Source organism: Cupriavidus consociatus (genome assembly GCF_017814975.1).
GTDB classification, from domain to species: domain Bacteria; phylum Pseudomonadota; class Gammaproteobacteria; order Burkholderiales; family Burkholderiaceae; genus Cupriavidus; species Cupriavidus consociatus.
The window spans coordinates 143,500-168,236 of record NZ_JAGIQA010000015.1; the positions used below are offsets into that span (position 1 = coordinate 143,500).

The 24,737-nt window shown below is 62.8% G+C and carries 25 protein-coding genes and 1 pseudogene; 22 read left to right on the forward strand and 4 right to left on the reverse strand.

What is annotated here, in order from left to right:
* The first annotated feature begins 17 nt into the window (after positions 1-17).
* The 5 genes from J8I82_RS21175 to J8I82_RS21195 all read left to right on the forward strand — a co-directional run bounded on the left by J8I82_RS21175 (position 18) and on the right by J8I82_RS21195 (position 5,097).
* Positions 18-764 (forward strand): SDR family NAD(P)-dependent oxidoreductase, encoded by a 747-nt coding sequence (locus tag J8I82_RS21175; RefSeq protein WP_209760833.1) that lies wholly within the window; start codon positions 18-20, stop codon positions 762-764.
* A 76-nt stretch (positions 765-840) separates the two neighbouring features.
* Positions 841-1,812 (forward strand): quinone oxidoreductase family protein, encoded by a 972-nt coding sequence (locus tag J8I82_RS21180; protein ID WP_209760835.1) that lies wholly within the window; start codon positions 841-843, stop codon positions 1,810-1,812.
* Positions 1,813-1,941: 129 nt separating this feature from the next.
* Complete coding sequence (locus J8I82_RS21185; protein ID WP_209760837.1) at positions 1,942-2,922, forward strand: tripartite tricarboxylate transporter substrate binding protein; 981 nt, start codon at positions 1,942-1,944, stop codon at positions 2,920-2,922.
* A 12-nt stretch (positions 2,923-2,934) separates the two neighbouring features.
* Positions 2,935-3,783, forward strand: coding sequence for a TauD/TfdA dioxygenase family protein (locus tag J8I82_RS21190; protein WP_209760839.1), 849 nt, complete (start codon positions 2,935-2,937; stop codon positions 3,781-3,783).
* Positions 3,784-3,939: 156 nt separating this feature from the next.
* Positions 3,940-5,097, forward strand: coding sequence for a porin (locus J8I82_RS21195; RefSeq protein WP_209760840.1), 1,158 nt, complete (start codon positions 3,940-3,942; stop codon positions 5,095-5,097).
* 223 nt (positions 5,098-5,320) lie between these two features.
* Here J8I82_RS21195 and J8I82_RS21200 read toward each other — a convergent pair whose 3' ends face one another.
* Together J8I82_RS21200 and J8I82_RS21205 are read right to left on the reverse strand one after the other, a co-directional pair.
* On the reverse strand, positions 5,321-6,262 hold the full coding sequence (locus J8I82_RS21200) for a histone deacetylase family protein (RefSeq protein WP_209760841.1): 942 nt from the start codon (positions 6,260-6,262) through the stop codon (positions 5,321-5,323).
* A 507-nt stretch (positions 6,263-6,769) separates the two neighbouring features.
* A complete protein-coding gene (locus J8I82_RS21205; RefSeq protein WP_209760842.1) occupies positions 6,770-7,072 on the reverse strand; it encodes a hypothetical protein in 303 nt (100 codons plus the stop codon).
* Between the two features lie 293 nt (positions 7,073-7,365).
* Here J8I82_RS21205 and aceE point away from each other — a divergent pair, with 293 nt between their 5' ends.
* The 4 genes and pseudogenes from aceE to J8I82_RS21225 all read left to right on the forward strand — a co-directional run bounded on the left by aceE (position 7,366) and on the right by J8I82_RS21225 (position 12,862).
* Entirely contained in the window at positions 7,366-10,062 is a 2,697-nt protein-coding gene (aceE, locus tag J8I82_RS21210; protein WP_209760843.1) for a pyruvate dehydrogenase (acetyl-transferring), homodimeric type, read from the forward strand.
* A 472-nt stretch (positions 10,063-10,534) separates the two neighbouring features.
* Positions 10,535-11,602, forward strand: a complete 1,068-nt coding sequence (locus tag J8I82_RS21215; RefSeq protein WP_209760844.1) for a CBASS cGAMP-activated phospholipase — start codon at positions 10,535-10,537, stop codon at positions 11,600-11,602.
* 97 nt (positions 11,603-11,699) lie between these two features.
* Positions 11,700-11,966: pseudogene (locus J8I82_RS21220) on the forward strand (porin); the annotation flags it as partial.
* A 317-nt stretch (positions 11,967-12,283) separates the two neighbouring features.
* Complete coding sequence (locus tag J8I82_RS21225) at positions 12,284-12,862, forward strand: elongation factor P (RefSeq protein WP_209760846.1); 579 nt, start codon at positions 12,284-12,286, stop codon at positions 12,860-12,862.
* 208 nt (positions 12,863-13,070) lie between these two features.
* Here J8I82_RS21225 and J8I82_RS21230 read toward each other — a convergent pair whose 3' ends face one another.
* On the reverse strand, positions 13,071-13,325 hold the full coding sequence (locus tag J8I82_RS21230; RefSeq protein WP_209760847.1) for a hypothetical protein: 255 nt from the start codon (positions 13,323-13,325) through the stop codon (positions 13,071-13,073).
* 363 nt (positions 13,326-13,688) lie between these two features.
* Here J8I82_RS21230 and J8I82_RS21235 point away from each other — a divergent pair, with 363 nt between their 5' ends.
* Positions 13,689-14,015: a hypothetical protein gene (locus J8I82_RS21235; protein WP_209760946.1), complete on the forward strand. Its 327-nt coding sequence runs from the start codon at positions 13,689-13,691 to the stop codon at positions 14,013-14,015.
* 203 nt (positions 14,016-14,218) lie between these two features.
* Here the strand turns inward: J8I82_RS21235 and J8I82_RS21240 are convergent, their stop codons facing one another.
* The gene (locus tag J8I82_RS21240) at positions 14,219-15,295 is read right to left on the reverse strand and encodes an AI-2E family transporter (RefSeq protein ID WP_209760848.1); all 1,077 of its coding nucleotides are present in this window, start codon (positions 15,293-15,295) and stop codon (positions 14,219-14,221) included.
* A 212-nt stretch (positions 15,296-15,507) separates the two neighbouring features.
* On the opposite strand from J8I82_RS21240, the gene J8I82_RS21245 reads away from it, so the two are divergent.
* From J8I82_RS21245 to J8I82_RS21305, 12 genes are all read left to right on the forward strand, one after another.
* Positions 15,508-15,729 (forward strand): hypothetical protein, encoded by a 222-nt coding sequence (locus tag J8I82_RS21245; RefSeq protein WP_209760849.1) that lies wholly within the window; start codon positions 15,508-15,510, stop codon positions 15,727-15,729.
* Positions 15,730-16,610: 881 nt separating this feature from the next.
* Positions 16,611-16,925: an H-NS histone family protein gene (locus J8I82_RS21255; RefSeq protein WP_209760851.1), complete on the forward strand. Its 315-nt coding sequence runs from the start codon at positions 16,611-16,613 to the stop codon at positions 16,923-16,925.
* Positions 16,926-17,179: 254 nt separating this feature from the next.
* A complete protein-coding gene (locus J8I82_RS21260; RefSeq protein ID WP_209760852.1) occupies positions 17,180-17,428 on the forward strand; it encodes a response regulator transcription factor in 249 nt (82 codons plus the stop codon).
* Positions 17,379-17,783 (forward strand): helix-turn-helix transcriptional regulator, encoded by a 405-nt coding sequence (locus J8I82_RS21265; RefSeq protein WP_209760853.1) that lies wholly within the window; start codon positions 17,379-17,381, stop codon positions 17,781-17,783. Before J8I82_RS21260 ends, J8I82_RS21265 begins: the two co-directional genes overlap by 50 nt.
* Positions 17,784-18,100: 317 nt before the next feature.
* Positions 18,101-18,808 (forward strand): sensor histidine kinase, encoded by a 708-nt coding sequence (locus J8I82_RS21270; protein WP_284183119.1) that lies wholly within the window; start codon positions 18,101-18,103, stop codon positions 18,806-18,808.
* A gap of 2 nt (positions 18,809-18,810) precedes the next feature.
* Positions 18,811-19,455 (forward strand): response regulator, encoded by a 645-nt coding sequence (locus tag J8I82_RS21275; protein ID WP_209760857.1) that lies wholly within the window; start codon positions 18,811-18,813, stop codon positions 19,453-19,455.
* A gap of 219 nt (positions 19,456-19,674) precedes the next feature.
* Positions 19,675-21,036, forward strand: coding sequence for a hypothetical protein (locus J8I82_RS21280; protein ID WP_209760860.1), 1,362 nt, complete (start codon positions 19,675-19,677; stop codon positions 21,034-21,036).
* A gap of 102 nt (positions 21,037-21,138) precedes the next feature.
* Positions 21,139-22,452: a hypothetical protein gene (locus J8I82_RS21285; protein WP_209760862.1), complete on the forward strand. Its 1,314-nt coding sequence runs from the start codon at positions 21,139-21,141 to the stop codon at positions 22,450-22,452.
* Between the two features lie 19 nt (positions 22,453-22,471).
* Positions 22,472-22,729, forward strand: a complete 258-nt coding sequence (locus J8I82_RS21290; protein ID WP_209760864.1) for a hypothetical protein — start codon at positions 22,472-22,474, stop codon at positions 22,727-22,729.
* A gap of 72 nt (positions 22,730-22,801) precedes the next feature.
* Complete coding sequence (locus J8I82_RS21295) at positions 22,802-23,017, forward strand: hypothetical protein (protein WP_209760866.1); 216 nt, start codon at positions 22,802-22,804, stop codon at positions 23,015-23,017.
* Positions 23,018-23,368: 351 nt separating this feature from the next.
* Positions 23,369-23,962: a Pvc16 family protein gene (locus tag J8I82_RS21300; RefSeq protein WP_209760868.1), complete on the forward strand. Its 594-nt coding sequence runs from the start codon at positions 23,369-23,371 to the stop codon at positions 23,960-23,962.
* On the forward strand, positions 23,959-24,720 hold the full coding sequence (locus tag J8I82_RS21305) for a hypothetical protein (protein WP_209760870.1): 762 nt from the start codon (positions 23,959-23,961) through the stop codon (positions 24,718-24,720). Before J8I82_RS21300 ends, J8I82_RS21305 begins: the two co-directional genes overlap by 4 nt.
* The last annotated feature ends 17 nt before the right edge of the window (positions 24,721-24,737 follow it).

The window sequence follows — 24,737 nt, forward strand, 5'->3', positions numbered from 1 at the left end:
TTCAAATAGGAAATGTCATGACTCGTACCGTCGTTCTCGTTACGGGAGCCACATCTGGAATCGGCCGCGCAACGGCGCTTGCATTTGGCCGTGACGGGGCACAACTGGTTTGCTCCGGCCGCAATGCCACCGCAGGCGCCGCACTTGTGTCTCAACTCCGGGAGTTCGGTGCCGAGGCCGAGTTCGTACCCGCTGATGTAGCGAATGAGGAGCAGGTCCGCCAACTTGTCGAGCACACCGTCACCCGCTTTGGACGGCTCGATGTCGCAGTGAACAGTGCAGGGATTGAAGGCTCGCCTGGGTCGATCGTTGACCAGACGGTTGAATCCTATGCAGCGACCTTCGATGCGAATGTTCTTGGGACGTTCCTGAGCATGAAGCACCAGTTACGCGTCATGCTGGAGCAGAAAGAGGGCGTTGTGATCAATCTCTCCTCCACCATGGGAAGCCGCGGCAACGCGCAGAATCCGATGTATGTGGCCAGCAAGCATGCGATCGAAGGCTTGACCAAGGCCGCAGCACTCGATGCAGCAAGATCGAACGTGAGAGTGAATGCGGTTGCCCCTGGCCCGATCGAGACCGGGATGCTGGACCGCATTGCGGGCGGCGCCGAGAAAGTTGCTGCAGTTGCCGCGAGTATCCCGGCGGGTCGCATCGGGACCCCGGAGGAGGTCGCCGACGCCATTGTATTCCTGGCGTCCGCACGGTCCAGGTACATAACGGGCCAGATTCTCGCGGTCAATGGCGGCAAGACAGCGATGTAGTCGCCGGCGCGCTGGGCATTGGGATTGCCCCATGCGCGCTCAGACGCAATATGAAAAGAATTTCAGGAGACAAGTCATGGCAAAAGCAATCCGGTTCTACGAGACGGGCAGCGCAGACGTGCTCAAGCTCGAGACCGTGGAAGTCGGCGATCCAGGCCCCGGCCAGGCGCGCGTGCGGCACAGCTACATCGCTGTTAACTTTATCGACATCTATTTCCGCACCGGCCACTATCCGCTCGACCTGCCCAATGGCCTGGGCTCGGATGCCGTCGGTGTGGTCGAGGCAGTGGGCCCCGGCGTCACCGACATCCGCGTGGGCGACCGCGTGGGCTACCTGCTCGGCCCGCAGGGCGCCTACTCGGACGTGCGGGTCATGCCTGCGGAGTGGCTGATCCCGCTGCCGGACGGCGTCTCCGACCGCGTCGCCTCGACGCTCATCATGAAGGGGATGACGGCGCAATACCTGTTCCGCCAGGTCTACCCGCTCAGGGGCGGCGAGACCATCCTCTATCACGCCGCAGCCGGCGGCGTGGGCCTGATCGCCTGCCAGTGGGCACGCGCGCTTGGCGTGAACATGATCGGAACGGTCAGCACCGACGAGAAGGCCGAACTTGCCAGGGCCAATGGCTGCTCGCACGTCATCGTCACCTCGCGCGAGAACATCGTCGACCGCGTGATGGAAATCACCGACGGCAAGAAAGTCCCGGTGGTGTTCGATTCGGTCGGCAAGTCGACGCTGGACGCCTCGCTGTCCTGCCTGCAGGTGCGCGGCACGCTGGTCAGCAACGGCACGACGTCAGGCCCCGTCGAGATTGACAGCCGCATGCTCGCGGCGAAAGGCTCGCTCTGGGTCACGCGTCCGGCCATGGTGCACTACGCCACGCCGCGCTCGCACATGCTCGCGATGGCCAACGAGGTGTTTGACATGGTGATGGCGGGAAAGATCACCAGCGCGCCGAAGCAGCAGTTTGCGCTGGAAGAGGCCGCGCTGGCCCATCGCGCCCTGGAAAACAGGCAGACGAGCGGCGCCACCGTACTGGTGCCGTAAAGCAGTGCCGTAGTCCCCTCCCATGCATGCCGCAGTCGCATTCCCACCCTCGCCGGGGCGAGGGTGGGGGGACGGCTGCATCCTCGAAAGCAAGCTCACATTGCTGGATACACCGAGATGGAGACAAAGATGTCAGACCGACCTGCCGTTCTGCGCGTGCGCCGCGTCGCCGCAGCGACGATTCTTGCTCTTGCCATGCCCGCCGCCATGGCGTGGACCAGCAAGCCGGTGCGCGTACTGGTGCCAGCACCTGCCGGCGGCACGATGGACGTGATGGCCCGCATACTGTCCGAACAACTCACGGCAGAGCTGGGCCAGCCCGTGGTCGTCGACAACAAGCCGGGTGCCGGCGGCGCCATCGCGGTCGGCGCAATGCTGGCGGCGCCGCCCGATGGCCAGACCATTCTGGTGTCGGCGACCAACGTGTTTGCGGAAATCCCCCACGTGATGAAGGTGCCCTACGATCCGATGAAGGACGTGAAGCCCGTTGCCGCCGCGGCCAGGTCGACCCTGCTGCTCGTCAGCGCCCCCGGCCTGCCGGCCAAGGACCTGCCGGGGCTGATCAGCTACGTGAAGGCGCATCCGGGCAACCTGAGTTTCGCCACCTACGGCCCGGGCACCGCCTCGCAGTACGCCGGCATGATCATGAACCAGAAGGCGGGGATGGATCTCCAGAACATCCCGTTTCCTGGATCGCCACCGGCCCTGACGCAGGTGATGGGCGGGCAGATCGCCGTGATGTATGACGGCATGGTGACGTCGCTGCCATACCTCAAGGCGGGCAAGCTCAAGGCCTATGCCGTGGCCGGCAAGCAGCGCTTGCCGATGCTCCCGCAGGTGCCGACCTTCGCCGAACTGGGCTATCCGGACGTTGACTTCAGCAACTGGACCGGCGTGTTCGTGTCGTCCAAGGTGCCGGCAGACCTGACCGAGAAGATCCAGGCCGCGGTCTACAAGGCAGCCTCCAGGGCCGGCGTGCAGGACCGGATTGCCGCGCTCGGATTCGAGCCGCTGCAGCCGCAGAGCCTTGGCCAGCTCAGCCACGATCTGCGCGCCGATTTCGATCGCAACGCCCGCATCGTGAAGACCTTCAACATCCAGCCCCAATGACATCCATCGACCATGCGAGTTGAACAACTTACCTGCGCGATCGGGGCAGAACTCATTGGTGTCAGCCTGGCCGATGCGATCCATGATGACGGCCTTTTCGCCGGTATCCGCAAAGCGCTGCTCAGGCACCGCGTGCTGTTCCTGCGCGACCAGGACATCACGTCTGCCCAGCACGTGGCCTTTGCGCGCCGCTTCGGGGATCTGGAGGATCACCCCGTGACGGGCAGCGACCCGGAGAATCCAGGGCTGGTGCAGATCTACAAGACGCCGGCCAATCCGCCGGATCGTTACGAGAACGCCTGGCACACAGATGCGACCTGGCGCGAAGTACCGCCGCTTGGCGCTGTCCTGCGGTGCTGGGAGTGCCCGCCCGTCGGGGGCGACACCATGTGGGCCAACATGGTGCTTGCGTACGAAAACTTGCCCGCCCACGTCAAGGAGCAGATTGCCGACCTTCGGGCGCGTCACAGCATCGAGGCGAGCTTTGGCGCCGCCATGCCAATCGAGCGGCGTCTGGCGCTGAAGAGTCAGTTCCCTGACGCCGAGCATCCGGTGGTGCGAACCCACCCAGAGACCGGCGAGAAGGTGCTGTTCGTCAACGGGTTTACCACGCACTTCACCAATTTCCACACGCCGGGCCGAGTGCGTTTTGGGCAGGACCACAGTCCCGGCGGCGCCGATCTGCTGCGCTACCTGGTTACGCAGGCATACATCCCCGAACATCAGGTCCGCTGGCGCTGGACGAAGAACAGCGTGGCTATCTGGGACAACCGGTCGACCCAACATTACGCCGTCATGGATTATCCGCCGTGCCACCGGAGGATGGACCGCGCAACGATCATCGGAGACCGTCCTTTCTGATCAGGACTGGCCGGCTCGCATACCGAAAGGTCCGGGCTGCAGATCGTTGACCAAGGGGGGCACCCCTGTAGTAGCGCGCACCTGGCGCCGGAAGTCGTAGTGACTGAGCCTGAGAACAATCAAATGAAAACGATGAACCATGGAGGATGGGAGTAGATGAAAAGAGCGTTTCTTGCCCTGGCCGCCGCGATGGCATGTGGTGGGGTCCAGGCGCAGTCCAGCGTAACGTTGTACGGCGTGATCGACGTCAACCTCGAATACGTCAACAAGGTCGGCGTCGTGCCGTCGGCGGCCAACGGCTTCAATCCCGGTACGGGCCATTCGGTGTTCCGCGAGAACTCCGGCGGCTACTCCGGATCGCGCTGGGGCCTGCGCGGCACGGAAGACCTCGGTGGCGGACTGAAGTCCATCTACGTGCTGGAAAGCGGCTTCAACGCCGATACCGGCACCCAGCAGCAGGGCGGGCGCATGTTCGGCCGCCAGGCTTTTGCCGGCCTCAGGTCGGACTATGGGCAGGTCACCTTTGGCCGCCAGTACACGTCGCTGTTCGTGTCGTTGGCCAACTTCGTGCCGGCCCGCTTCGCCACGCAGTATGAACCGGCGGGCGTCATCGCCGGCGCGAACTTTCGCGAGGACAACATGGCGCAGTACACCGGCACGTTCGGTCCAGTGACCGCCATGGCGCACTGGTCGTTTGGCGTCGGTACGACGCTGCCGCAGATCAATCCCGGTATTCCCACGTTGGGCGGCAACGGCGAAGTGCCCGGACAGTTCCGCCGGGATTCAGCCTACGGTGCGGGCGTGACCTACATGAACGGCCCGCTCGGCCTCGGCGTTGCCTACGACCAGTGGAACCCGACGATCGGCGCCAGCAACGGCACGTTGAAGAAAGCGGCCGTCATGGCCAGCTATTCGGTCGGCGCGGGCAAGGTGATGGGTGGCTACCGCTGGGGGCAGAACAAGGACCAGACGGGCAGGGAGTTCCTGCGCGACGACTTCTACTGGATCGGCGGCCAGTACCGCGTGTCGGCGGCGCTGGACTTCACGCTGGAGTATGACTACCAGAACCTGAAGAATGTCGGCGGCAACACCCACGCCGCCAATCCGTGGCAGATCGCTCTGATCGCGGACTACTCGCTGTCGAAGCGGACCGACGTGTACCTGACCACGGCGTATACCCGCAACGCCGGCCTGACCCTGGACTCGGCGGCGAGCGGCTTCGCCACCAGCCTGGCGCTGGGCAACAGCTACTCGCTGCCCAGTGGGCAGAAGTCCATGTTCGGTGCGGCCGTGGGCATCCGCCATATCTTCTGACCACCCGCGTGGTGGCGATCCCGTGGGCGGGCAGCAGCCGTGCGCTCAAGGTACCTCGCCTCGCGACAAGCCACGCTTCGCGCGGAAGGGAGCGTGGCAAGTTCATCCGGGGGACGCAGACGATCACGCTCCGGATTTCAACCGGGGAAATCGAATCCATGACTTCTACCAACCCACTGCGTCATTTTTGGTGTGAGTGACCTGCACCAACCCCGCTGCCTGATCACTCGGCATCGAGCTGCATCAGAGCGCTGACATGAGCCATCGCACTCGTGGCCAATGCGTCGAGGCTATAGCCCCCTTCCAGGATCGATACGATGCGGCCGTCGCACGTTTCGTCGGCAATCTGCATCAGTTCCTTGGTGATCCAATGGAAGTCGCTGTCCTCCAGGTTCATGCCGGCGAGGGGATCCAGGCGGTGCGCGTCGAATCCCGCGGAGACAATGAGGAGTTCGGGGGCGAACGCCCTTAGCGAGGGAAGCACGAGGGCGGAAATTGCTGCACGGAACTGCGCAGACTCACAGCCGCGAGGCAACGGAACGTTCACGATATTGTGGTTCACCCCTGTCTCGGACCGGGCTCCGGTACCGGGATAGAACGGCGACTGGTGGCTGGATGCATAAAACAGCTCCGGGCGGTCGAAGAATGCTGCCTGGGTTCCATTGCCGTGATGCACATCGAAATCGACCACAGCGACGCGCTCGAGTTTGTGGACCTCATAGGCGTAGGCTGCCGCGATCGCCGCCTGGTTGAAAATGCAAAAGCCCATCGCCTTCGCCGGTTCAGCGTGATGGCCACATGGCCGCGTCGCGCAGAACACGTTGCGCGCCTGGCCGTCAATCACCGCATCGACACCCGCGCAAGCAGCGCCGACGCAGCGCATGACGGCTTCCCACGAACCCGGCGACATGACCGTATCGCCCGCGTCCAGCGGCACGTATCCCTGGCTGGGTGCGCTTTGCGCGATCTCGTCGATGTAGTCCGAATCGTGGATCAATCGCAACTGCTCGACGGTGCCCATCGGCGCATCGCGCCATTCCAGCGAAGCGAATTCCGGTCTTCGCAACGTCTGCACGACGGCTCTCAGGCGTTCGGCCGACTCCGGATGGTGCGGCCCGGGGCGGTGTTCGAGACACGCGGTGTGGGTATAAATGATTGTTGTCATGTTCGGCTGTACTCGGTTTAACCGGCGCCTTTCCCTAATCGCACACCGGTGGCTAACGTCGATTCGTCACGGCAATCCTATCAGATATGTAATATATCAGAGGAGCCAAGTTTCCGGACCTTCCGCAGGCGCTTGATGCGGTCGCCGAGCTGCAGCAACAAGTGACGTTCTAGGACCGAGGTAGTGTCAGTGAAGGCTGGCTTAGCGGCTCCCTGCCGGCCGCCTGGCTGCCGATCAGGTAGCCGCTGTCAATGGGTTTGGACATCCTTCACTCCTGTGTCCATGAATGGGTCTGTGCAGGTCGGCGAAGCAGGGCCAGCGCGCTGGCCCCGTCCTGCGACGGCCCGCGTCCGGGTCATGCGCAGCCCTGGTTTTCGGCTTGCGGCAGCTTGGCGGGCTTGGACTTGCTCGCGTTGCGGCTGACGGGATGGTGCGAGCCCGGCTCTTCGTGGAAGCTTTCGCCCGCCTTCCAGCCAGGAATGGGTTTTCGTCACGGGAGGCACACGCTCAGGCGAGCCGAGGCAGCGATTTGTTGGGCGGCCCCGAAGCCTTGCTGGCTTCATCCCCCGCGCCGGTCTCGCCGGCGTGGCTTGGCGTAGCTGAAACGCCGCTCAGGTCTTGGCCGGCGATCAGCGTGTCGCCAAGGCTGCGGGTGTGGCCCGGTTGCGCCGATACGCCTTTCTGGTCCAGGCCGGCAGCCATGGGGTGGCTGGTCGCCCAGGCAAGGTCGGAAGCGGATGCCCACGCGGTCACGCCGGTGGACAGGATCGCAGTGATGCCAAGTGCGCTGATCCAGTGGATCGGTTTCATAATGAACTCCGTTTGTTAAACTACGATCAATGTAGTCGTAGTAACGATACTAAATCGTCCATCGAAGTGCAAGCGAGGGCGTGGACTGCGCCGAAACAGGCATCCGGAAAAAATCTTGCGCGCGGACCAGATCGGCGAGCGTGTGCTGCTTCAGCGCTGTCTCCGGTCAAGTGCAAGACATGAACAGTCCATGGGTTTCCTGAAGTTTCTATCGATAGGCTAAAACTACGACTGTACAAGTCGTAGTTTTAGCCTATACTGGTTCTCACCGGATACCTTGACGGAGACATGCCATGACTGCCGCGCAACTTGACGAAATCGCATTGACAATTGATCCCCGGGACGACGACCCGCAGGAGACAGCCGAATGGCTGGAAGCCCTGGAGGGCGTCCTCGGTAACGTCGGGCCGGCACGTGCGCACTATCTCATCGAGCGGCAGATCGCCCATGCGCGGCTGCGCGGGCAATTGCAGCCGCACTCGGGCGGCACGCCTTACGTCAACACCATTGCCGTCGACCAGCAACCACGCATGCCAGGCGACCGCGAGATCGAGCGCCGCATTCGCGCCTATACCCGGTGGAATGCCATGGCGATGGTGGTGCGTGCCGGCAAGACTTCGAATGTCGGCGGGCATATCGCCTCGTTTGCCTCCGCGGCCACGCTCTATGACGTGGGCTTCAACCACTTCTGGCGCGCGCCCACAGCGGATCACGGCGGCGACCTTGTATTCGTGCAAGGCCATGTGTCGCCGGGCATCTACGCGCGCGCGTTCCTGCTGGGCCGGCTGGATGCCAAGCAACTCGACAACTACCGGCGCGAAGTCGGCGGGGAAGGGCTGTCCTCCTATCCCCACCCGTGGCTGATGCCCGATTTCTGGCAGTTTCCCACCGTTTCGATGGGGCTCGGCCCGTTGATGGCGATCTACCAGACCCGTTTCATGAAATACCTGCAGGCGCGCGGCATCGCGAAGACCGACGACCGGAAGGTCTGGGTATTCCTCGGCGACGGCGAAATGGACGAGCCCGAATCCCTCGGTGCAATTGGCATGGCGGCCAGGGAGCGCCTGGGCAACCTTGTCTTCGTCGTCAACGCCAATCTTCAGCGCCTGGACGGACCGGTGCGCGGCAACGGCAAGATCGTGCAGGAACTGGAAAGCATCTTCCTGGGAGCCGGCTGGCGGGTGATCAAGGTGCTATGGGGTGGCCGCTGGGACGAGCTGTTCGCACGCGACAAGAGCGGGGCGCTGGCACGACGGATGATGGCAGTCGTTGATGGCGAATACCAGACCTACCGTTCGAAGTCCGGGGCATACCTGCGCGAGCATTTCTTCAATACGCCTGAGCTGAAGGCGCTGGTGGCTGACTACACCGACGATGACCTCTGGAGCCTGGACCGCGGCGGCCACGATCCGGCGAAGGTCTTTGCCGCATTCGCTGAGGCAGCGCGCGGCAGCGACGTGCCGACCGTGGTCCTGGCCAAGACCATCAAGGGCTATGGCATGGGCGACCAGGACCAGGCCTCCAACGTCAACCACCAGCAGAAGAAGGTGCAGCGCGAGGCCCTGCTGGCCTTGCGCGACAAGTATGCGTTGCCCGTTGCGGATGCGGATATCGAAGACGTCCCGTATATCAGCTTGCCCGAGGGATCGAAAGAGCTCACCTATATGCGCGAACGCCGCGAGACGCTGGGCGGCTACCTGCCCGCGCGGCGCCGGAAGGCCGCATCGCTGCCGGTGCCCGCGTTGTCGGCATTCGACGCGCTGCTCAGGGCCACGCCCGAAGGGCGGGGCATGTCGACCACGATGGCCTTCGTCCGGATCCTGGGCATGCTGCTGCGGGACAAGGAACTGGGCCGGCGCATCGTGCCGATCGTACCGGACGAGTCCCGCACGTTTGGCATGGAAGGACTGTTCCGGCAGATCGGGATCTGGAACCAGGACGGCCAGCGCTACACCCCGCAGGATGCCGGCACGCTGACATCCTACAAGGAGTCGACGACCGGCCAATTCCTGCAGGAGGGCATCAATGAAGCCGGAGGCATGGCCGACTGGATCGCTGCCGCGACCTCGTACTCCACGCATGGCGAGCCCATGGTGCCGTTCTATATCTTCTACTCCATGTTCGGCTTCCAGCGCGTGGGCGATCTCGCCTGGGCAGCGGCCGATATGCGGGCACGCGGCTTCCTGCTGGGTGGAATCTCCGGACGGACCACGATCAACGGCGAAGGCCTGCAGCACGAGGATGGCCATTCGCTGCTGTGGGCATCGTCGGTGCCGAATTGCATCAGCTATGACCCGTCGTATGCGTACGAGCTGGCTGTGATCGTGCAGGACGGCCTGCGCCGCATGGTGCAGGAGCAGGAAGACGTCTACTACTACATCACCGTCATGAACGAGACCTATGCGCAGCCGGCCATGCCGGCCGGCCCGACCGTTGCGCAGGATATTCTCAAGGGCATGTACGCCTTCAGCAAGGCGGACGCCGCCGAATCCGTCCCGAGGGTGCAACTGATGGGCGCCGGCACTATCTTCAATGAGGTAATCGCCGCAGCCGCATTGCTGCAGCAGGACTGGGGCGTCGCAGCGGATGTGTGGGGCGTGCCGGGCCTGACGGAACTGGCACGCGACGGTCATGCGGCCGAACGACACAACCTGCTGCATCCCGAGGCGCCACCGCGCGTTCCGCATGTGACCCGGCTGCTGAAGAATACGCAGGGGCCGGTCATTGTCGCGACCGACTATATCCGTGCGCTGGCGGATCAGATCCGCGCCTATGTGCCGCAGAAATTCGTCGTGCTGGGCACTGATGGCTTCGGACGCTCCGATACCCGCGCGGCGTTGCGCCACTTCTTCGAGGTGGATCGCCACTGGATCGCTATCGCGGCATTGAAGGCGCTGGCGGATGAGGGGACCATCCCCGGCACGCGCGTCTCGGAAGCGATTCGCAAGTACGGGATCGATCCGGAGAAGCCGAACCCGCTGCATGCCTGAACGACGAACCATCGGACACGCTGGCCGGCTCGATAGCCGGCCGGCGGCGCAATGCCGCCGCCGTCTGAGTGGCTAATGCAACACTTCACTCATGCAAGGAATGCCCTTCACGTTCCTCGTCTTCTATTGGGAAGGGCTATTCCGTCCTTTGGCCTTGGCTGGCTCTATTATCGTTTGTCGTTCCGTTGACGGAGTCCGAAGCACCAATAAGTTCGTGACAGGACTGTGGTGAAGAAAATCAGAATTAAATCCCGTCTAATTGCCTGTGTCGATAACTCGGCTCACGGTGCGCAGGAAAGGTGTTGTAAAAAAATTCAGGCGTCGTCTAGTATGGATGCGCATGGCATCTCGGGCGCTCTTTCCATGCGGCCTCGTGGTTTTCGATCCGAGACGCCCGCCGGGACATTTCCTAAAAGCCCGTCTTCTCACCCGTCGAGAAACGGTAGATTTATACATTCGCAGGGGGAATTCTTTGGCCGAGCCGGCTCCAACCAGATTTCAGATCCTCGCGCTCTCTGGCGGCGGCTTCCGTGGGCTGTACACGGCGAAGCTGCTTGCCGATTTCGAGGATGAAATCGGTGCACCGATTGCGACCCGATTTGACCTGATTGCCGGGACCTCGATTGGCGGAGTCATAGCCCTGGCTCTGGCGCTCGAAGTTCCGGCGAGCCGCATTGTCGCCCTGCTGACAGAGTATGGGGAGAAGATCTTCAAGCGGCGCTGGTCGCTTGCTGGTCTTTGGCGGGCCCCGTTCTCTTCGCGTCATCTGGTGGAACTGCTCTCCGATAGCCACATGTTCGGCGAACGCCTGTTAGGGTCTTGCGCGCATCGGGTCGTCATTCCTGCAATCAATTACTCCACGGGACGCCCTCAAATCTTCAAGACGCCGCACCACCTCAATTTCAAGCGGGACCATAAGTTCCGGATCGTGGACATCGCGATGGCCACCAGCGCCGCGCCGGCCTATTTCGCACGCTATACGTTCAATAATAATCAGTTTGTCGATGGCGGCCTTTACGCCAATGCCCCGGGCTTGTTAGCTGTGCATGAAGCCCAGTATTCCCTGCTTCGGTCGCCCTCGGATATTCACGTCATGGCGATTGGCACGATGTCATCGAAGTTCACTGTGAATCCGCGCCGCAATCGCGAGGGAGGAACCTACGATTGGGGCGGCATCAATCCCTCCAACATGCCCAAGAGATTATTCGGCCTATCAATCTCGGTGCAGGAAGCGCTGAGTGATTTCATGCTGTCTCACCTGCTGCCCGGACGCTATGTCTTGGTCGACGATGATCTCACCGATCAGCGAGCACGTGCCGTGGGGCTGGACAAGGCAGACCAGGCGGCGAGAGAGGTTCTGCTCGGTGCGGCCTCGGAGCGATCGAAGATATGCATCGGAAGCCGGGACGTCCAGCCCTTCCTGAGGCATCTCGCCCCTTGCCCCACGTTCTTCTATGGGGAGAACGAGAATGCAAGCGCGCCATCGCATCGTATTGCGAGTTTGACTGCGCGGGTTCATGTGGTTTCACAGACGCGATAGTTGGCTGAACAGATGAACGACCATAGATCAATGCCCGTGCGGAACGACGGGCGTCGATCCAAACTAGTGTTCGCGCAGGCGCGTGTGTGCGGTGGGGGGCGCAGCGTACGACATCACCCCCGCGGTGACGCTCGCGGGCCAGGTCTACTACCTGCGCTTCCACAATAGCGACAATAAGGCGATGCTGTGGGCAGTGCGGGGGACGTACGCATTGTCAAAGCGAAGCTCCGTCTATGCGACTGCGGGGTTGATCGATAATGGCGGCCAGCTTGCTATGTCAGTGAGCGGCGGGGCAGCGGGATCCAACCCGAAGCCAGGTGGCAACCAGTTTGGGGCCATGCTGGGCATGAAGCATATTTTCTGACGGCACCAGTCCGCCAGCGCGCCTCACGCTTGCGACGGCGCGGGCAAGCCGCTCAGCCAGGCCAAAGCCGTACCCGCACGGGCCACACCGCCAGCGCTCCCAATATGGGATCGAATGGACGGGACTTCGCCGTCCCGAGGTTGCGGCGGAAGCCGCCAGTTGGCACCGACGTGCCATGATGGCGTGTTGAAGCTGCATCACAATCGCCGAAGGGGGAAGTCCATGGCTATATGAGTAAAGCCGGTGCCTGCCGTTTGTTGAAGGGGCACTGTGGTGCTAGGCTGAAAGCGAATCTTGCCGCCCAGGCGGGGACACCAATGGTCGAAGCTTCCGGACTGAAGTCGGGCATGGTCATCATGCTTGAGGGTGAACTTCATATCGTTGCCAGTGCCGGGTACCACGCAGGCGGTGGCCAGCATGGAAGCGCTGTCTTCGCCAAGCTCAAGAACCTGAAAACTGGTCACATCAAGGAGTTGCGGTTGCGCCCGAGCGACAAACTGGAGGAGGTCGCGCTCGATCACCAAGAGATGGAATATCTGTACACCGATGGTGTCGGCTTTTATTTCATGAATCCCGAAACCTTCGAGCAGATCAGTTTTACCGCGGAAACCATGGGCGCATATCAAAAGTTTCTTCGCCCCAGCATGCGAATCCCGGTGCAGCTTTATGAAGGCGAACCAGTCACCATCGCATTTCCCCCGGCTGTCGAGTTAACCATCGTATCCACGCCACCGGGCATGCACGAGCATGAAACCTCTACGTTCAAGGCTGCGACGCTGGACAACGGCATGGAAGTTCTCGTTCCGCAGTTCATCAAGGAGGGGGACACGGTGCGCATCGAGGTTGCTTCGGGGAAATATCTGGAACGGGTAAGGCGCGGGACGCAAAAATCCTGATTCCAGCGCCGCGCCGTCGCTTCCCGCATGCGCCGAGCCGCGTACAGTCCGGCAACTACGGGGCCGGCAGCATACCGTATCCGGTACCTGAGACCATTGTCGCGCCCAGGCGTGTCCAACGGGCAGAAGCTCCACGAACCGATCCATCCCGGCGCGGCCCAGCAGTCGCCCAACCGGCATTGCGCAGATCTTGCGTCGCCGATCTGACTCACTCGTTCCTGAGGTCAATGCCGAAACCGCCAGCCAGTTCACAATCGATAATCCCCGCGGCGTAGGCAAAAAGCCAGTCCTCTGCCTCCTTCTGCGTTGCGGGCGGGTGGGACCAGTCGGGCGTAAAGCGGATGCCGATGTCCTCATTGCCCGCAGATATCTGGACGCGCCCGTTTGGCTTGCCCTGCTCGATCAACTCCGGCACGAACAGGGCCACGTGAAATCCCTTGTAAGACCGCTTCTTCTCCAGCATTTCAGCCTCCGCAATTTACGCAGGTCCATGGCTGAGATCCTGTCGCTGGGGCAGGCGCCGTGTACTCTGCAAATCGCCCCAAGCGACGGAACTCTCTTTGCGTTCACGATAGAACCAGGCGCCGCGAATGCCTAGTAATGCCGTAGCCAGTGCCGGTTTCAGCAACAGGATCTTCGGGATCACAGCGGAGCGGGGTGCCGATTTTGACCTAGACTGAAAAAGTGTCATTTGCGCGCTTCGCCGCCGCTTTGGCGCAATGTAACTGCGCTGTTAGCCGCTTGCGGGCAAATGACAATGGCACGGGCAACACACTGTCATCTGCTGCCTGAATTCATGGGGATGGATGTTCACGAAGGGGGCATCATGTTGCAAGCCAGTGAAATGCAGCAACGTTTTAGTCATCTGCAGCAAACCATCAGCGAGACATCACGGACTTGTCATGCCGATGCGGGGGTTCCACAAGACTTGATGAACTGTGTGGATGAACTCGACAAGGAGTGCAAGACAGCATCGAAGATGGCGTCGTCCAAGGATGAGGATCGGATCCGGCAGTGGGTCGATGATCTCGAACGGATCGGCGATCGTGCAGACCGCGCTTGCCAGCAGGCCGGCGGTCTCGATGCAAAGGTCAAGGATGCGGTCAGTTCGATGCATTCTGAACTCGCTGACCTGAAGCGCCAACTCCACTAACAAGACTGAAAGCCCCGGCCCAACCAGCCGGGGCGGATCGAGCAGCTTGAAGGCATGGCGATAACCACGCGCACTTCCCGCCAATGTAAGAACACCGGCAACTGCTGATCGGACACCCGGAACATCCGGACTTGCCCTCGTCGCCAGGTAGGCGATCAGAGTGACCTGGCTTAGCGTGGGAGGCGGGACACGGTTTGCCCCCGTTACGCCGGGGGTGGCCCTACCCGCTGCTCCGCCTGGCTTTCGAGCCATTCGCGCCATACGGCGAGCAGCACCGCAAGAATCACCGGCCCGACGAACAGGCCGATCAGGCCAAATGCGGCAAGACCGCCCACGACGCCAAACATTACCAGCAGGAACGGAACCTTGGTGGCCCCACTGATGACCAGCGGACGAACGACGTTATCAATCCAGCTCACGGCCGTAGCGCCCCACAGCAGGAGACCGATCCCCGCCACAGTGTGGCCAGTGATGATCAGCCATACGCCGATGGGGGCCCAGATCACAAGCGCGCCGAAGGGAATCAGTGCAAGGATGGCAGTGGCAATGCCCCAGAACACCGGAGCGTCAACGCCTGCCGCCCAGTAGCCAATTCCGGCGACAGATCCTTGGGTGAGTGCGGCGAGAAAGAGGCCGAACACCACTGCCCGCGCGGTGTCGCCCACTGCCATGATGTACCCGTGAGCACGCGGCCCGAGGATCCCTTGCAGGACCAGGCGAAACTGCGCCAGCAATTGATCGCCGTCGCGGAAGAAGAAGAATGCTGTGAACAGCGTCACGCCAATGAGGCCCGCGTTGAGTCCCACACCGCCGGCCAGCCTTGCAAGGGCGCCGCCCCACCGGTCGATCAGCGCCGTGACCTGGGCACGCAGCGCTGCGCGGTCACCAAACAGCACTGACAACCACTCCTGCAACCATTCGCCGACCCAAGGCAGGCGTGCGAGCGAATCCGGTAGCGCGACGCCCGCGTTCACAATGTCCGCCGCCTCGCGGTAGGCGGCGACCATCTCAGCACGCAGGAGGATAGTGAGCCCGATGATCGGCACTCCCAGCAGCGCTGTAAGTACCAGCGTGGAGACCAGCGCCGCCCAGGTTCGTCGCTGCCGCAGCACGCGGCGCAACCACGCGTTGAGCGGCCAAGTGACATAGGTGAGGATTCCTGCCCAGGCAAGTGGCACCAGGAAGGGCCGCACTACGACAAAAGCAAGGGCGAGGAGCCCGCCGAGCAGACACACCAAAAAAATCCGGCGTACCCATACGGCTGCTTGGAAATCGGTCATGGAAGGGCACGTGGGGACGGCATCCGGGGCGATGCACGTTGCCACTATGCTAACCGCGACACATCACGCCGCAAAGGAGGCGGTATTCTGGTGTTACCGAACCAGCGATTCCGTATCCGCTCAACCGGCTGCGCCCTGTTTGCTAGCGCACAGACGCCAGCCGATCGCGCCGTAAGCTACTCCGGTTCAGTCCTATCCGCGAGGAGGCACAGATGAAACAGGTACCACTGACCATTCCTGAAATTGGACTGATTGCCGGAACCCGGGCGGCAGGCGGTGCGGGTGTAGCACTGTTGCTAAGCAATCGAATGAATCCGGAACAACGCCGTGCCATCGGCTGGACGCTACTCGCGGTAGGCGTCATCACAACGGTGCCGTTAGTCGCACAAGTGATTGGAAAACTTCAGGAATGCAAGAGCACCGAAGAAAGCTGAGGTAATGGGGCAACAATGGTTGGCGCCAGCGGCGTACTCGATGCGCTTCCCTCTCTGCGGGGAAGCACGTTGCTCGCCATGCTGCAATGAGCGGTTGCCGACGATTGACGGCGCCTATGAACCTACCGGCCCTGGTCCGGCAAACGTCTGGGAGCGAGTATGGAGGCGGTAACAAGGGCGCGCATGTCGGCTTCCGCCAGGCAACACCATCCGATACACGCCCGCCCAGCAGCCTAGGACCTCATGCCCTTCCACGCTCATGACGGGAGCCGATCGCCCCTTCATGTGCTGAATGGACTACTTAATCAGCCCGCAACGGCGCCATGCGGTGCATGGCATCCGGGCAGAGCAGCGTACTCATTTCTGCGTGCGGCCCATTTAGCAGCAAAGTTTCCGGCAATTGGACGACGCTATCGTCATGTGCCAGAGGCGGCGTCTCACATGGAATACCGTTACCATCCCCATCCATTTTCACCGCCGGGCAGTTCTTTTAGGTAGAGTCCCGCACGCGACGCCCGTCTTTATCGCACCGACGGTCATTCATGTCTATGAGCTTGCTGCTGGTCGCGGCCTCCGCGGCCGCTTCTACCAAAACTCACGCTCGGCTGGAAAATGTGGTGGTCCACGTCGAGCCATAGCCGATGGCGGTTTCGGTTATGGCCCCAATGCCGGAACCAGTATTCCGCTGCGAAGGCAAACAGCACTGTTGTTCAAGTAATGATGTTTCCGCGACCACGCTAATGCGCTCGCAAGGGTGATGGTGGTCCTCCCGCGAGTCGAACGAAATCAGAAGAAAGACGCTTAGTGCCGCGCTTGTAGCCTTGCGGGGCGACTTTAAACTGCGTATAAATCAAGCTCGATTAAATAATTCGGAGGCAAAAATGGCAACGTATCAGGAGCTGCTGGCCCAGAAGCAGGCATTGGAAGCGCAAATCGAACAAGCGCGCGCCACTGAGGTCCCCGGCGTGCTCGAGCAGATTCGCGCGCTGATGCAACAGTACAGCCTGTCGCCCGAAGATATTGCCCCGCGACGTCGCCGCGGCGGGCCCACCGCGGCAGTCACTGGGCCAACGGAAAAGGCAGCGCTGCCGCCGAAGTATCAGGACCCCAAAACGGGCAAGACCTGGTCTGGTCGCGGCCGCGCGCCGGCTTGGCTGGGCAAGCGCCCCGCGCGTTTCTTGATTCCGCAGGAATAACTGGCGCCGATGCCTCTCTGGCCAGCGCCGCCCATGCGCGCATGGCCTCCGATCCTGGGCCGGCGACCTCCGTCCTTCAACTTCGAATTGCTCATGGGCTGGACCGATGAATATCTGCATGAGTTCAGCATTCGTGGCAGAGGCTCACGAGGGGTGAAGCATTCAAACACGTGCGAGGCGCAGCCCGGCCTTTAAGGCCACCATCACTTTGTCTTCCGTAGTGCGTTCGGGCGACTGTCGAATCAAACCGCTGCATGGCACAACAAGCACCACGGCACAATTTGACCCGGCGCGAACAGGCAGTTCTCCGCATGATCGCCGCCGGCCAGAATAGCCGTTCGATCGCCACCGAATTGGGGGTCAGCGTGCTGACCGTGCGCAAGCACCGGAGCAATCTGCTAGCCAAGACCGGTGCGCGCAATGCTGCGCAACTGACCTCATATGCCGTCGAGCATGGATTTCGTCGTGCTCGTCGCCTCGTCCGAGTCGAGCCGGCAATCTGACACTCCACAAGCAGGCAGCGCGCAAGCGGATGGTGTACGAGCCGCGCCGGCAGCCCATGCTGATCCGCGAGAGAGTAGCGCCTGCGACGCGGCGCAGCGCTCGCCCGAGCTCGATGACAAGTCTGCTCACCGTCTGGCGGGTACGCCTTCTCTGACACCTCGCGAGCGCGATATCGCGCTGCGGATCGCCTTTGGACGCACCAGCAAGCAGATCGCGCGGGAATTCGGTCTGAGTGATCTGACGGTACGCAAGCACCGCGAAAATCTGTATCGGAAGCTGGGCGTTGGCAATGCAGCGGGGGTGGCAATCTATTGCTTGCGTCATGGCCTGCTAAGCCCGCCGGACACCAACTGACTACGGCATTGGCAGTATTGCGAAGCTCGCGCAGGCCACACGATCATGGCACGGAAGTCCTGGCTTTCCTTAAGCTCAATCGGGACTTCATGAAAGATATGTCAATTGAAAAAAATTTAAAAGAGATATTCGACTAATGGCAATTTTTCGCCTTGATGGGGACTCGCATGACGAGGAATCAGAACAAGAGATCAGCATGGTCAGCATTCTCGGGGCAGCATGGGCTTTGCGAACAGGACGGGATCGCTTCGGCTGCTGAAGCATCGCCGAGCCTCGGGCGGGAGAGCCGGCACTGGCTGGCGGCCCTTGAAGCCAGCGTGCGCGAACGCGAGCGCCAGCGCATCGCTTGCGGTTTGCACGACGAAGCCGGCCAGGCGCTCGCGCTGGCACAGCTGCGGCTGCGCGAGCTGGAAGGCCTGGAATGTGCGCCCACGGTAAAGGCTCTGATCGACGAAACGCGCTCGCTGGTCGACGATGCGGTTGGTACGATACGCGCTGTCACCCGGGACCTCGGCGTCGGATTGTTGGTGCAGGGGCGCCTGGACGATGCCCTGCGCGGTCTCGCAGCACGCTTGCAGTCAGGGCGGCAGGATGCGCTGCTGACGCATCTGGAACTGCACAGCCCGCCGGTGCCGCTCGACCCGACCACTACGGCTGTGGTGCTGCGCGTAGCGAACGAATTGCTTGCCAATGTGCGCCGGCACAGCGGCGCCAAACAGGTCTGGTTGCGCTGTGCCTGCGGTCACGGCCATGTCCATGTCACCGTGAGCGACGACGGCCGCGGCTTCGATCCCCGGCTCTGCGCGCCGTCCGGCAGCGCTGCGGGCGGCTTCGGTCTGTCCAGTTGCGCGGCCCAGCTGGCGGCATTGGGGGGATGGCTGGAGGTGAATTCTGCCCCAGGCAGCGGTACACAAGTCCGCATTGTGCTACCGCTGCCGCAAGGCCGGCGCAGCCCCGCCACGCGCCTGGGCCTGTCCTACGGCGACACTGGCGGCAGTGCGCGCGCGTCCCGTCCGCGGGGTTGAAAATGCCTCGCATCCGTGTATTGCTGGCGGACGACCACAGGTTGTTCCGCGAGGGACTGGCGGCCTTGCTGGGCAAGGAGAGCGACATGGAAGTCGTCGGGCAAGCCGCCGACGGCTTAGAAGCGCTGCGGCTGACCGACCGCTTGCGCCCGGACGTGGTCGCGCTCGACCTCGGGATGCCGGCGCTTAATGGCATCGATGCGATTAGCCGCATCCTGCCGATGTCACCGTCGGTGCGCGTGCTATGCGTATCGGCGCACGGCGAGCAGCGCATGATCGCCGCCGCGCTGGATGCGGGCGCTCTGGGCTACCTGCTCAAGGACTGCGCGTTCGATGAATTGGGCAAAGCCATTCGCACCGTGGCTAGCGGACGTTCCTACCTGAGCGCCGAGGTGGCCACCGCCATGTTGGCCAGCTTGCGCTCGGCACGAAGTCATGGCACGCCGGCGCCGGGCGCCACGCTCAGCGCGCGCGAGCGTCAGATTCTGCAGCTGTTGGTGGAGGGCCACTCAACCAGAGAGATCGCGGAGCAGCTGCACATCAGCACCAAGACTGTCGGCACGCATCGCGAGCACATCATGGGGAAGCTCCAGGTAAAGGGTATTGCGCAGCTGACCCGCTATGCCATTGACGAAGGGCTGTTCTGAACGGCGCCAACGCCTGCCATATGCGGCGAGTGCCGATGCACAAATCAGTTTCTCTGAAGGGGAAAATCAGTCTTCGGCACAGTTCGCCGGCACACATGATCGCCGACCATGGAATCCAGACGGGCGGTGCAAGCGAGATGGCGGCACGGCGCGTCAGTGGACGATGCCGGCACTTCTGCTGCTTCCGTCCGTTTTCGCCAAGCCAACTGGAGCAGAGAAATGGCAAATGTCGATACCCTGGATCTGTGGAAGAAGTGGATGGGCGCCGTGCAGGCGCAGGCGTTCCCGAGCGGGATCACCGACCAGCAGCAATTCAGCGCTGGCTCGACGACGCTGAATGTCGACCTCGGCAACGGCGACCCCGGCATCATCAACTACTACGTGTATGGCATCGGCGATGTCATTCCCGCCGCCAGTCCTGCCTATTCCTCCGCCGGCGGGCTGCTTGCCGCCTATGCGACCTTCCTCGACTGGGTGGACCTGGGGGCAATGGTCAATCCCAACCTGGAAAGCCAGGTGAACCAGGCGGCGGCCGCGCTCAACGACGCCCAGACCAATTTCAATAATGTCCAGGTGGCGGCTTACAACGCCTATGGCGCCTACAAGAACGTCAATCCGAATCCTCCACCGTTCCAGGCCTGGGTACAGCAGAACTACCCGAGCTATCTGAATGCCAATAATGCGCTGATTGGCGCATCCGGCGCCTACGACGAGATCATGATCAAGGCCTACGGGCCCGGCTACAGCGTCGTGCAGCAGGCGCGCGCAAAGGTTGGCATCAACGGCGCGCAGAACATGGCCACGCAGAATCCCTACAACATGCCAGTCAAGATGGGCAGTGTGGCCCCCGCCGGCAGCCAGCCGGTGGTGATCGGCGGCACCAATCCGGTCCCGCCAAACAACCTGTTCTCCGCCTTCGCGCCGTCCTATTCACTGCAGGCATTTAGCGCCAAGTATGCCGAGTGGCAGCAGGCCAGTGTGGCAGGCAAGAACAACGCGGGCGCCTCGATCTCGATCAGCTCTGGTTCCGGCAGCTATGACTTCGACGAGTTCGGCTGGAGCACGTCGGTGGATGCCAGCCTGTTCGGCGACTTTTTCTCCTTCTTCGGCAGCGGTTCGGCCAGCGGGCAGAAAACCAGCATCAACACCAGCAGCTCCGACTTCAGCCTGGCGGTTGACTTTACCGGCTTTGGCACCTTTCCGATTAACCCCGGACTGTGGTGGGACAACGGCGGGCTGGTTGCCACCTATCACAACCGACTCAAGTCCGGCGCGCCGGACTTCTTCGGCGACAGCGGTGCGTTGGCCCGGGTGCCGACGCAAATCATTGTCGGCTTTCAGCCGACCGTGAAGCTAACAATGTCGGCAAGCGACTACAGCAATGTCAAGAACAGCTGGCAGGCGCAAGCGACGGCCTCGATCGGCATCGGCCCGTTCCGCATCGGCTCGGCCACGGTATCGACCAACGGCACCAAGCAGGACATCAAGTGGGATGATGCTTCGGCTACCGTCACGATCGGGCCGGTCAGCAGCACCATTCCCATCCTGCTCGGCGTAGTGAGCCAGAAGCTGGGCGGCTGATGCGCGTGTGGCGCCCCGCACACGAGTGCGGGGCGCCACGTCCGACACCGTTGCGCATCCGCCTCGGCCGCAGTCGACAACAGTCTGCCCGCTGGAGATCTCATGCTGTCCGATCAAGCGCTGTGGCGCCTCTACGCCGATGCGATCGCAAGCCATGCAGGCACAGCCGCCCCGGAATTGTTCTCGCCCGCCGCTGTTACGTCTTTCAGCGGGCTCGGTGATGCGCAGCCCGCGGTCGTCAACTGGAGTATCTTCCAGCTCGGCGATGGCATCCCCCCCAGCACGGGTGCTTACGCATCTCGCAGCGGCCTGTTCACGGCTTACTGGCTATGTCTGAGCTATCTGGTGGAGGCTGCGGCCACATCAGGGACGCAGCGTGGACCGTTGCGGCCTGCAACGCCTGGCAACGCCTTGAGCACGGATCTGGCCCGGTACCGGCGATTGCTGCAATCGCTGCAGCTGCCGATCTCCGGCATTGCTGGCCGCAATGGCGCCAGCAGCGCTGTCGCCGGCGTTGCCACGCAGGATGGCGAGCGCGCCGGACTGCTGGACGCTCATGATGCCGTGGCCGCCACGCTGGACGGCCGGGCACCGGCGCTGGGCGCGGCAATGAATCGCTGCCTGCTCGCGTCCCTGCCGCAGGCCAGCGAACTGAACATGGCCGCCAGCCTGTATGCGGGCAGCACCGAGTTTTGCTGTCCGCGGTACTCGCTGGACGGCTGGGCCACCGGCCTGGGCGCCTGGCGCAGCTCGCCGGCAGATCTGCCGCCGGCGTTGTCGCTGAGCTTGCCTTCGCCTGCCATGCTGGCCGGTCCGCGGAGCCTGCCAGCGACATTGGAAGCGTCTGCCGCGCCGGCCGTAGCGCCGACACCGGAACCCTTTGCCGGGGCTGGCTGGCCGGCATTTCTCGGACTGCGCATGCCCAATGCCAGCGCAGCGGTTGCGGAGCCGCCTGCGCTGCAGCGCGCCACGGCCAGCGGGGTGGTCGAAGGTCTGACCCTGACCCTGGCCGGTTTCGGCGTCTTCCCCATACAGCCCGGCGATTGGTTCGACGCCGGGTTGCTCGAAGGCGGGCACGCAACGCTGCCGGCCGGCGCGCCAGATTTCTTCGGTATGGGTGGCGCGCTCGGCCTGCTCCCGGCGCGCGCGGTTATCGGCTACCGGCCGCGCCTGTCGTTGCGGGCAGCCAGTGGCCAACTGGCGAAGGAGCTGGCCGCGTCGGTGGCAAGCATCGGGCCTTTCACCGTGCGGCGCGAGCCGGCCATGGCCGCCGCGCTTGCCTGCAGCGGATGCACGGGAATGGAGGTGCGCTTCGATGCCAGCGATTCGAATACCCCGGTGTTGCTTGGTGTCATCAGCAAGCCGGTTCGCAGCGTCAATGGCGAGTCAGCACCGCCGACGCACAAACCGCAGTAGCACGTCTAGGAGAACTGCAATGATGGACGATTGGAAAGTGAGCGGCTATGTCGACCCCAACAATGGTGGTACCTGGGTCTACTATGAAAATCCCGTCTTCCCCGACATCCACATGAGCCGCAGCATCGACAATTCCGCACGCGACCACATGGCGACGAATGACCGCACCGCCTACTACTACGGCAGCAGGAAGCCGCCTACGTTCAACAACGACCAGTTGCCCGAGCAGATCCGCACCCAACTGGTCGCGGCATGGCGTGACTACTACACAGTCTGAACGTATCGCCAGAACTTGACCATTTCAGTCGGAACAACTGCGTCGATCGATACTCAACTCAAGGAGTAAGCCATGCCAAAGTACTGCCAGGAAAAATTCACCGAAACCACCAACGGCACCGAGGTGAAAGTCTGCTGGCGCCAGGACAAGCATGTCCATGACGCCACCCTGATCACCGCCATCGAGCAATGGCTGCAAGCGCAACGCGGCGGCCAATGGCAGGTGCGCGCCAACAGCTACCAATCCAATCAGTCCAGCTGTTCGGTGGACGCGATCAGCTACGGTTAGCGTGCCCATTCAAGGAGCGGGACCGGCGCGGTTCGCCGCGCCAGTCCCACTGCCTCCTCCTGACACGCCTTCAGAACTCGGCTCAACCCAGTGCCAAGGAGAATCGTCAAGTAAGGGTTGCGCAGACCAGCATTAAATTGTGCGCATTTGCACTTTGGATGCTCTCCTCTACGCTGCACTTGTTGCGCGGCCCGTCATGGCACCTTACCGCCACACGCGCCTAAGCGCGGCTGAACGGATCGCGGAACTAAGTAATGATTTAAAAGCCCCCGATTACTGTCGTCGATCTGTGAATGGGGAAGGACGTCGCAACGCTGTCTCGCAAGCTCAGGCTTAAAGGGGAGGGGAACGGTGGCGTCGCATCTGGGGGTCCTCGGAGTATTGCAAGCCCTGCGCGAACGCTTGTCGATTCGCATGGCGGCGCGGCTGGGCGGCAATCCAAAGGTCGAGATTCTCGGCTCGCAGGCGCTGGCCGGTGTTCCCCAGAACAATACCGACACCCTCGGCATCTACCTGCACCGCGTCTCGGTGGACCCCTTCAGCCGCAACCGGCATCTGCCGCCTGCACCCGGCCATCGCCTGCCCCGTCCCGAACTACCGGTGAATCTGCACCTGCTCCTGATTGCATGGTGCACGCACACGGAACAGGAAATCAGCTATCTCTCGACCGCGATCCAGATCCTCGGCGGCGGCTTCCCGCTCGCGAGCGCCGACCTGAGCCTCGCCGACCCCGAATGGGGTGACGACGGTGTCCAGGTGCTGCCCGAGGAAATGAGCACCGAGGACCTGATGCGCCTCTGGGACAGCTTGCCGGGCGACTACCGGCTGTCGGCACCCTACCTCGTCAAGACGGTGCGCCTCGCGCCCGACGTGAACCAGGACGAGGGTCCTCCGGTGCGCACGCTGGTGTTCCCTGCCGGTGAACATGGGGGCGCGCACCAATGATCTTCGAGACCCTTGTGTTGCACGCAAGCGATTTCATCGAATGGCTCGACGCGAGTGGCGCCCAGGGAAGCGCACGACGCGTGGTCCCGGCGCAGACGCTGGAGATTCGCCTGTCGCAGGCGCCCCGCGATCTCGAACTGATCCACAAGACTTCCGGTACCGCGCTCTGGCGCCGCATACCCGCCGGACTGCGACGGGTCGTCGCCGGTGAGGCGGTGCCCGCGGACCTCGTGCCGCCTGCCGAGGCGATGTTTCCCATCGCCGGCGAAGTGCGTGATCCGGCGGGGCGCTTTCTGCCGCGGCGTTTTGCGCTCAATGCTGGACAGTGTGCCGGCCAACGCTTGCGTATGTTCCGCTCGCCGCACGGCACGCGCTTCGGCCGCGCCGGCGGGCTCATCGGACGCGCCACGCTCGACGACGGCACGCCGCTGCCGTGGGCGCTGCTCGCGCTGCGCGTGACGCCGCCGCTCGCCGACCCCTTCGATTTCGTTGCACAGAGCGACGCCCACGGGGAGTTCCGCCTGTCGCTTGAGCGCCTCCCGGCCCTGACCAAGGACGCACCAGCCGACGTCTATCCTGCCGTGCTGTCGGTGCGCGCCGCGCCCGACGGCACCGACCCGGACGCGTTGCCGCAGGCGCTCGTGCGCACGACCGGTGGTGCCCCCTTCAAGACCGAACTCGCAGTGGATATTGCGCCGGGGCGCATCGTCACCCTTGCCAGCCCGGGACGGGATGCCCTCGTCCTGCAATTTCCCTGAGACCCTAGACAGCCGCA

Bases quoted from the DNA above. Each gene is read 5' to 3' on its own strand.
- J8I82_RS21235 (WP_209760946.1), top strand. From the start codon at position 13,689: ATGTTGCAAGCCAGTGAAATGCAGCAACGTTTTAGTCATCTGCAGCAA.
- J8I82_RS21245 (WP_209760849.1), top strand. From the start codon at position 15,508: ATGAAACAGGTACCACTGACCATTCCTGAAATTGGACTGATTGCCGGA.
- J8I82_RS21265 (WP_209760853.1), top strand. From the start codon at position 17,379: ATGGATTTCGTCGTGCTCGTCGCCTCGTCCGAGTCGAGCCGGCAATCT.
- J8I82_RS21185 (WP_209760837.1), top strand. From the start codon at position 1,942: ATGTCAGACCGACCTGCCGTTCTGCGCGTGCGCCGCGTCGCCGCAGCG.
- J8I82_RS21230 (WP_209760847.1), bottom strand. From the start codon at position 13,325: ATGCTGGAGAAGAAGCGGTCTTACAAGGGATTTCACGTGGCCCTGTTC.
- J8I82_RS21280 (WP_209760860.1), top strand. From the start codon at position 19,675: ATGGCAAATGTCGATACCCTGGATCTGTGGAAGAAGTGGATGGGCGCC.
- J8I82_RS21225 (WP_209760846.1), top strand. From the start codon at position 12,284: ATGGTCGAAGCTTCCGGACTGAAGTCGGGCATGGTCATCATGCTTGAG.
- J8I82_RS21290 (WP_209760864.1), top strand. From the start codon at position 22,472: ATGATGGACGATTGGAAAGTGAGCGGCTATGTCGACCCCAACAATGGT.
- J8I82_RS21255 (WP_209760851.1), top strand. From the start codon at position 16,611: ATGGCAACGTATCAGGAGCTGCTGGCCCAGAAGCAGGCATTGGAAGCG.
- J8I82_RS21285 (WP_209760862.1), top strand. From the start codon at position 21,139: ATGCTGTCCGATCAAGCGCTGTGGCGCCTCTACGCCGATGCGATCGCA.
- J8I82_RS21260 (WP_209760852.1), top strand. From the start codon at position 17,180: ATGGCACAACAAGCACCACGGCACAATTTGACCCGGCGCGAACAGGCA.
- J8I82_RS21305 (WP_209760870.1), top strand. From the start codon at position 23,959: ATGATCTTCGAGACCCTTGTGTTGCACGCAAGCGATTTCATCGAATGG.
- J8I82_RS21195 (WP_209760840.1), top strand. From the start codon at position 3,940: ATGAAAAGAGCGTTTCTTGCCCTGGCCGCCGCGATGGCATGTGGTGGG.
- J8I82_RS21240 (WP_209760848.1), bottom strand. From the start codon at position 15,295: ATGACCGATTTCCAAGCAGCCGTATGGGTACGCCGGATTTTTTTGGTG.
- J8I82_RS21180 (WP_209760835.1), top strand. From the start codon at position 841: ATGGCAAAAGCAATCCGGTTCTACGAGACGGGCAGCGCAGACGTGCTC.
- J8I82_RS21275 (WP_209760857.1), top strand. From the start codon at position 18,811: ATGCCTCGCATCCGTGTATTGCTGGCGGACGACCACAGGTTGTTCCGC.
- aceE (WP_209760843.1), top strand. From the start codon at position 7,366: ATGACTGCCGCGCAACTTGACGAAATCGCATTGACAATTGATCCCCGG.
- J8I82_RS21205 (WP_209760842.1), bottom strand. From the start codon at position 7,072: ATGAAACCGATCCACTGGATCAGCGCACTTGGCATCACTGCGATCCTG.
- J8I82_RS21190 (WP_209760839.1), top strand. From the start codon at position 2,935: ATGCGAGTTGAACAACTTACCTGCGCGATCGGGGCAGAACTCATTGGT.
- J8I82_RS21295 (WP_209760866.1), top strand. From the start codon at position 22,802: ATGCCAAAGTACTGCCAGGAAAAATTCACCGAAACCACCAACGGCACC.
- J8I82_RS21200 (WP_209760841.1), bottom strand. From the start codon at position 6,262: ATGACAACAATCATTTATACCCACACCGCGTGTCTCGAACACCGCCCC.
- J8I82_RS21175 (WP_209760833.1), top strand. From the start codon at position 18: ATGACTCGTACCGTCGTTCTCGTTACGGGAGCCACATCTGGAATCGGC.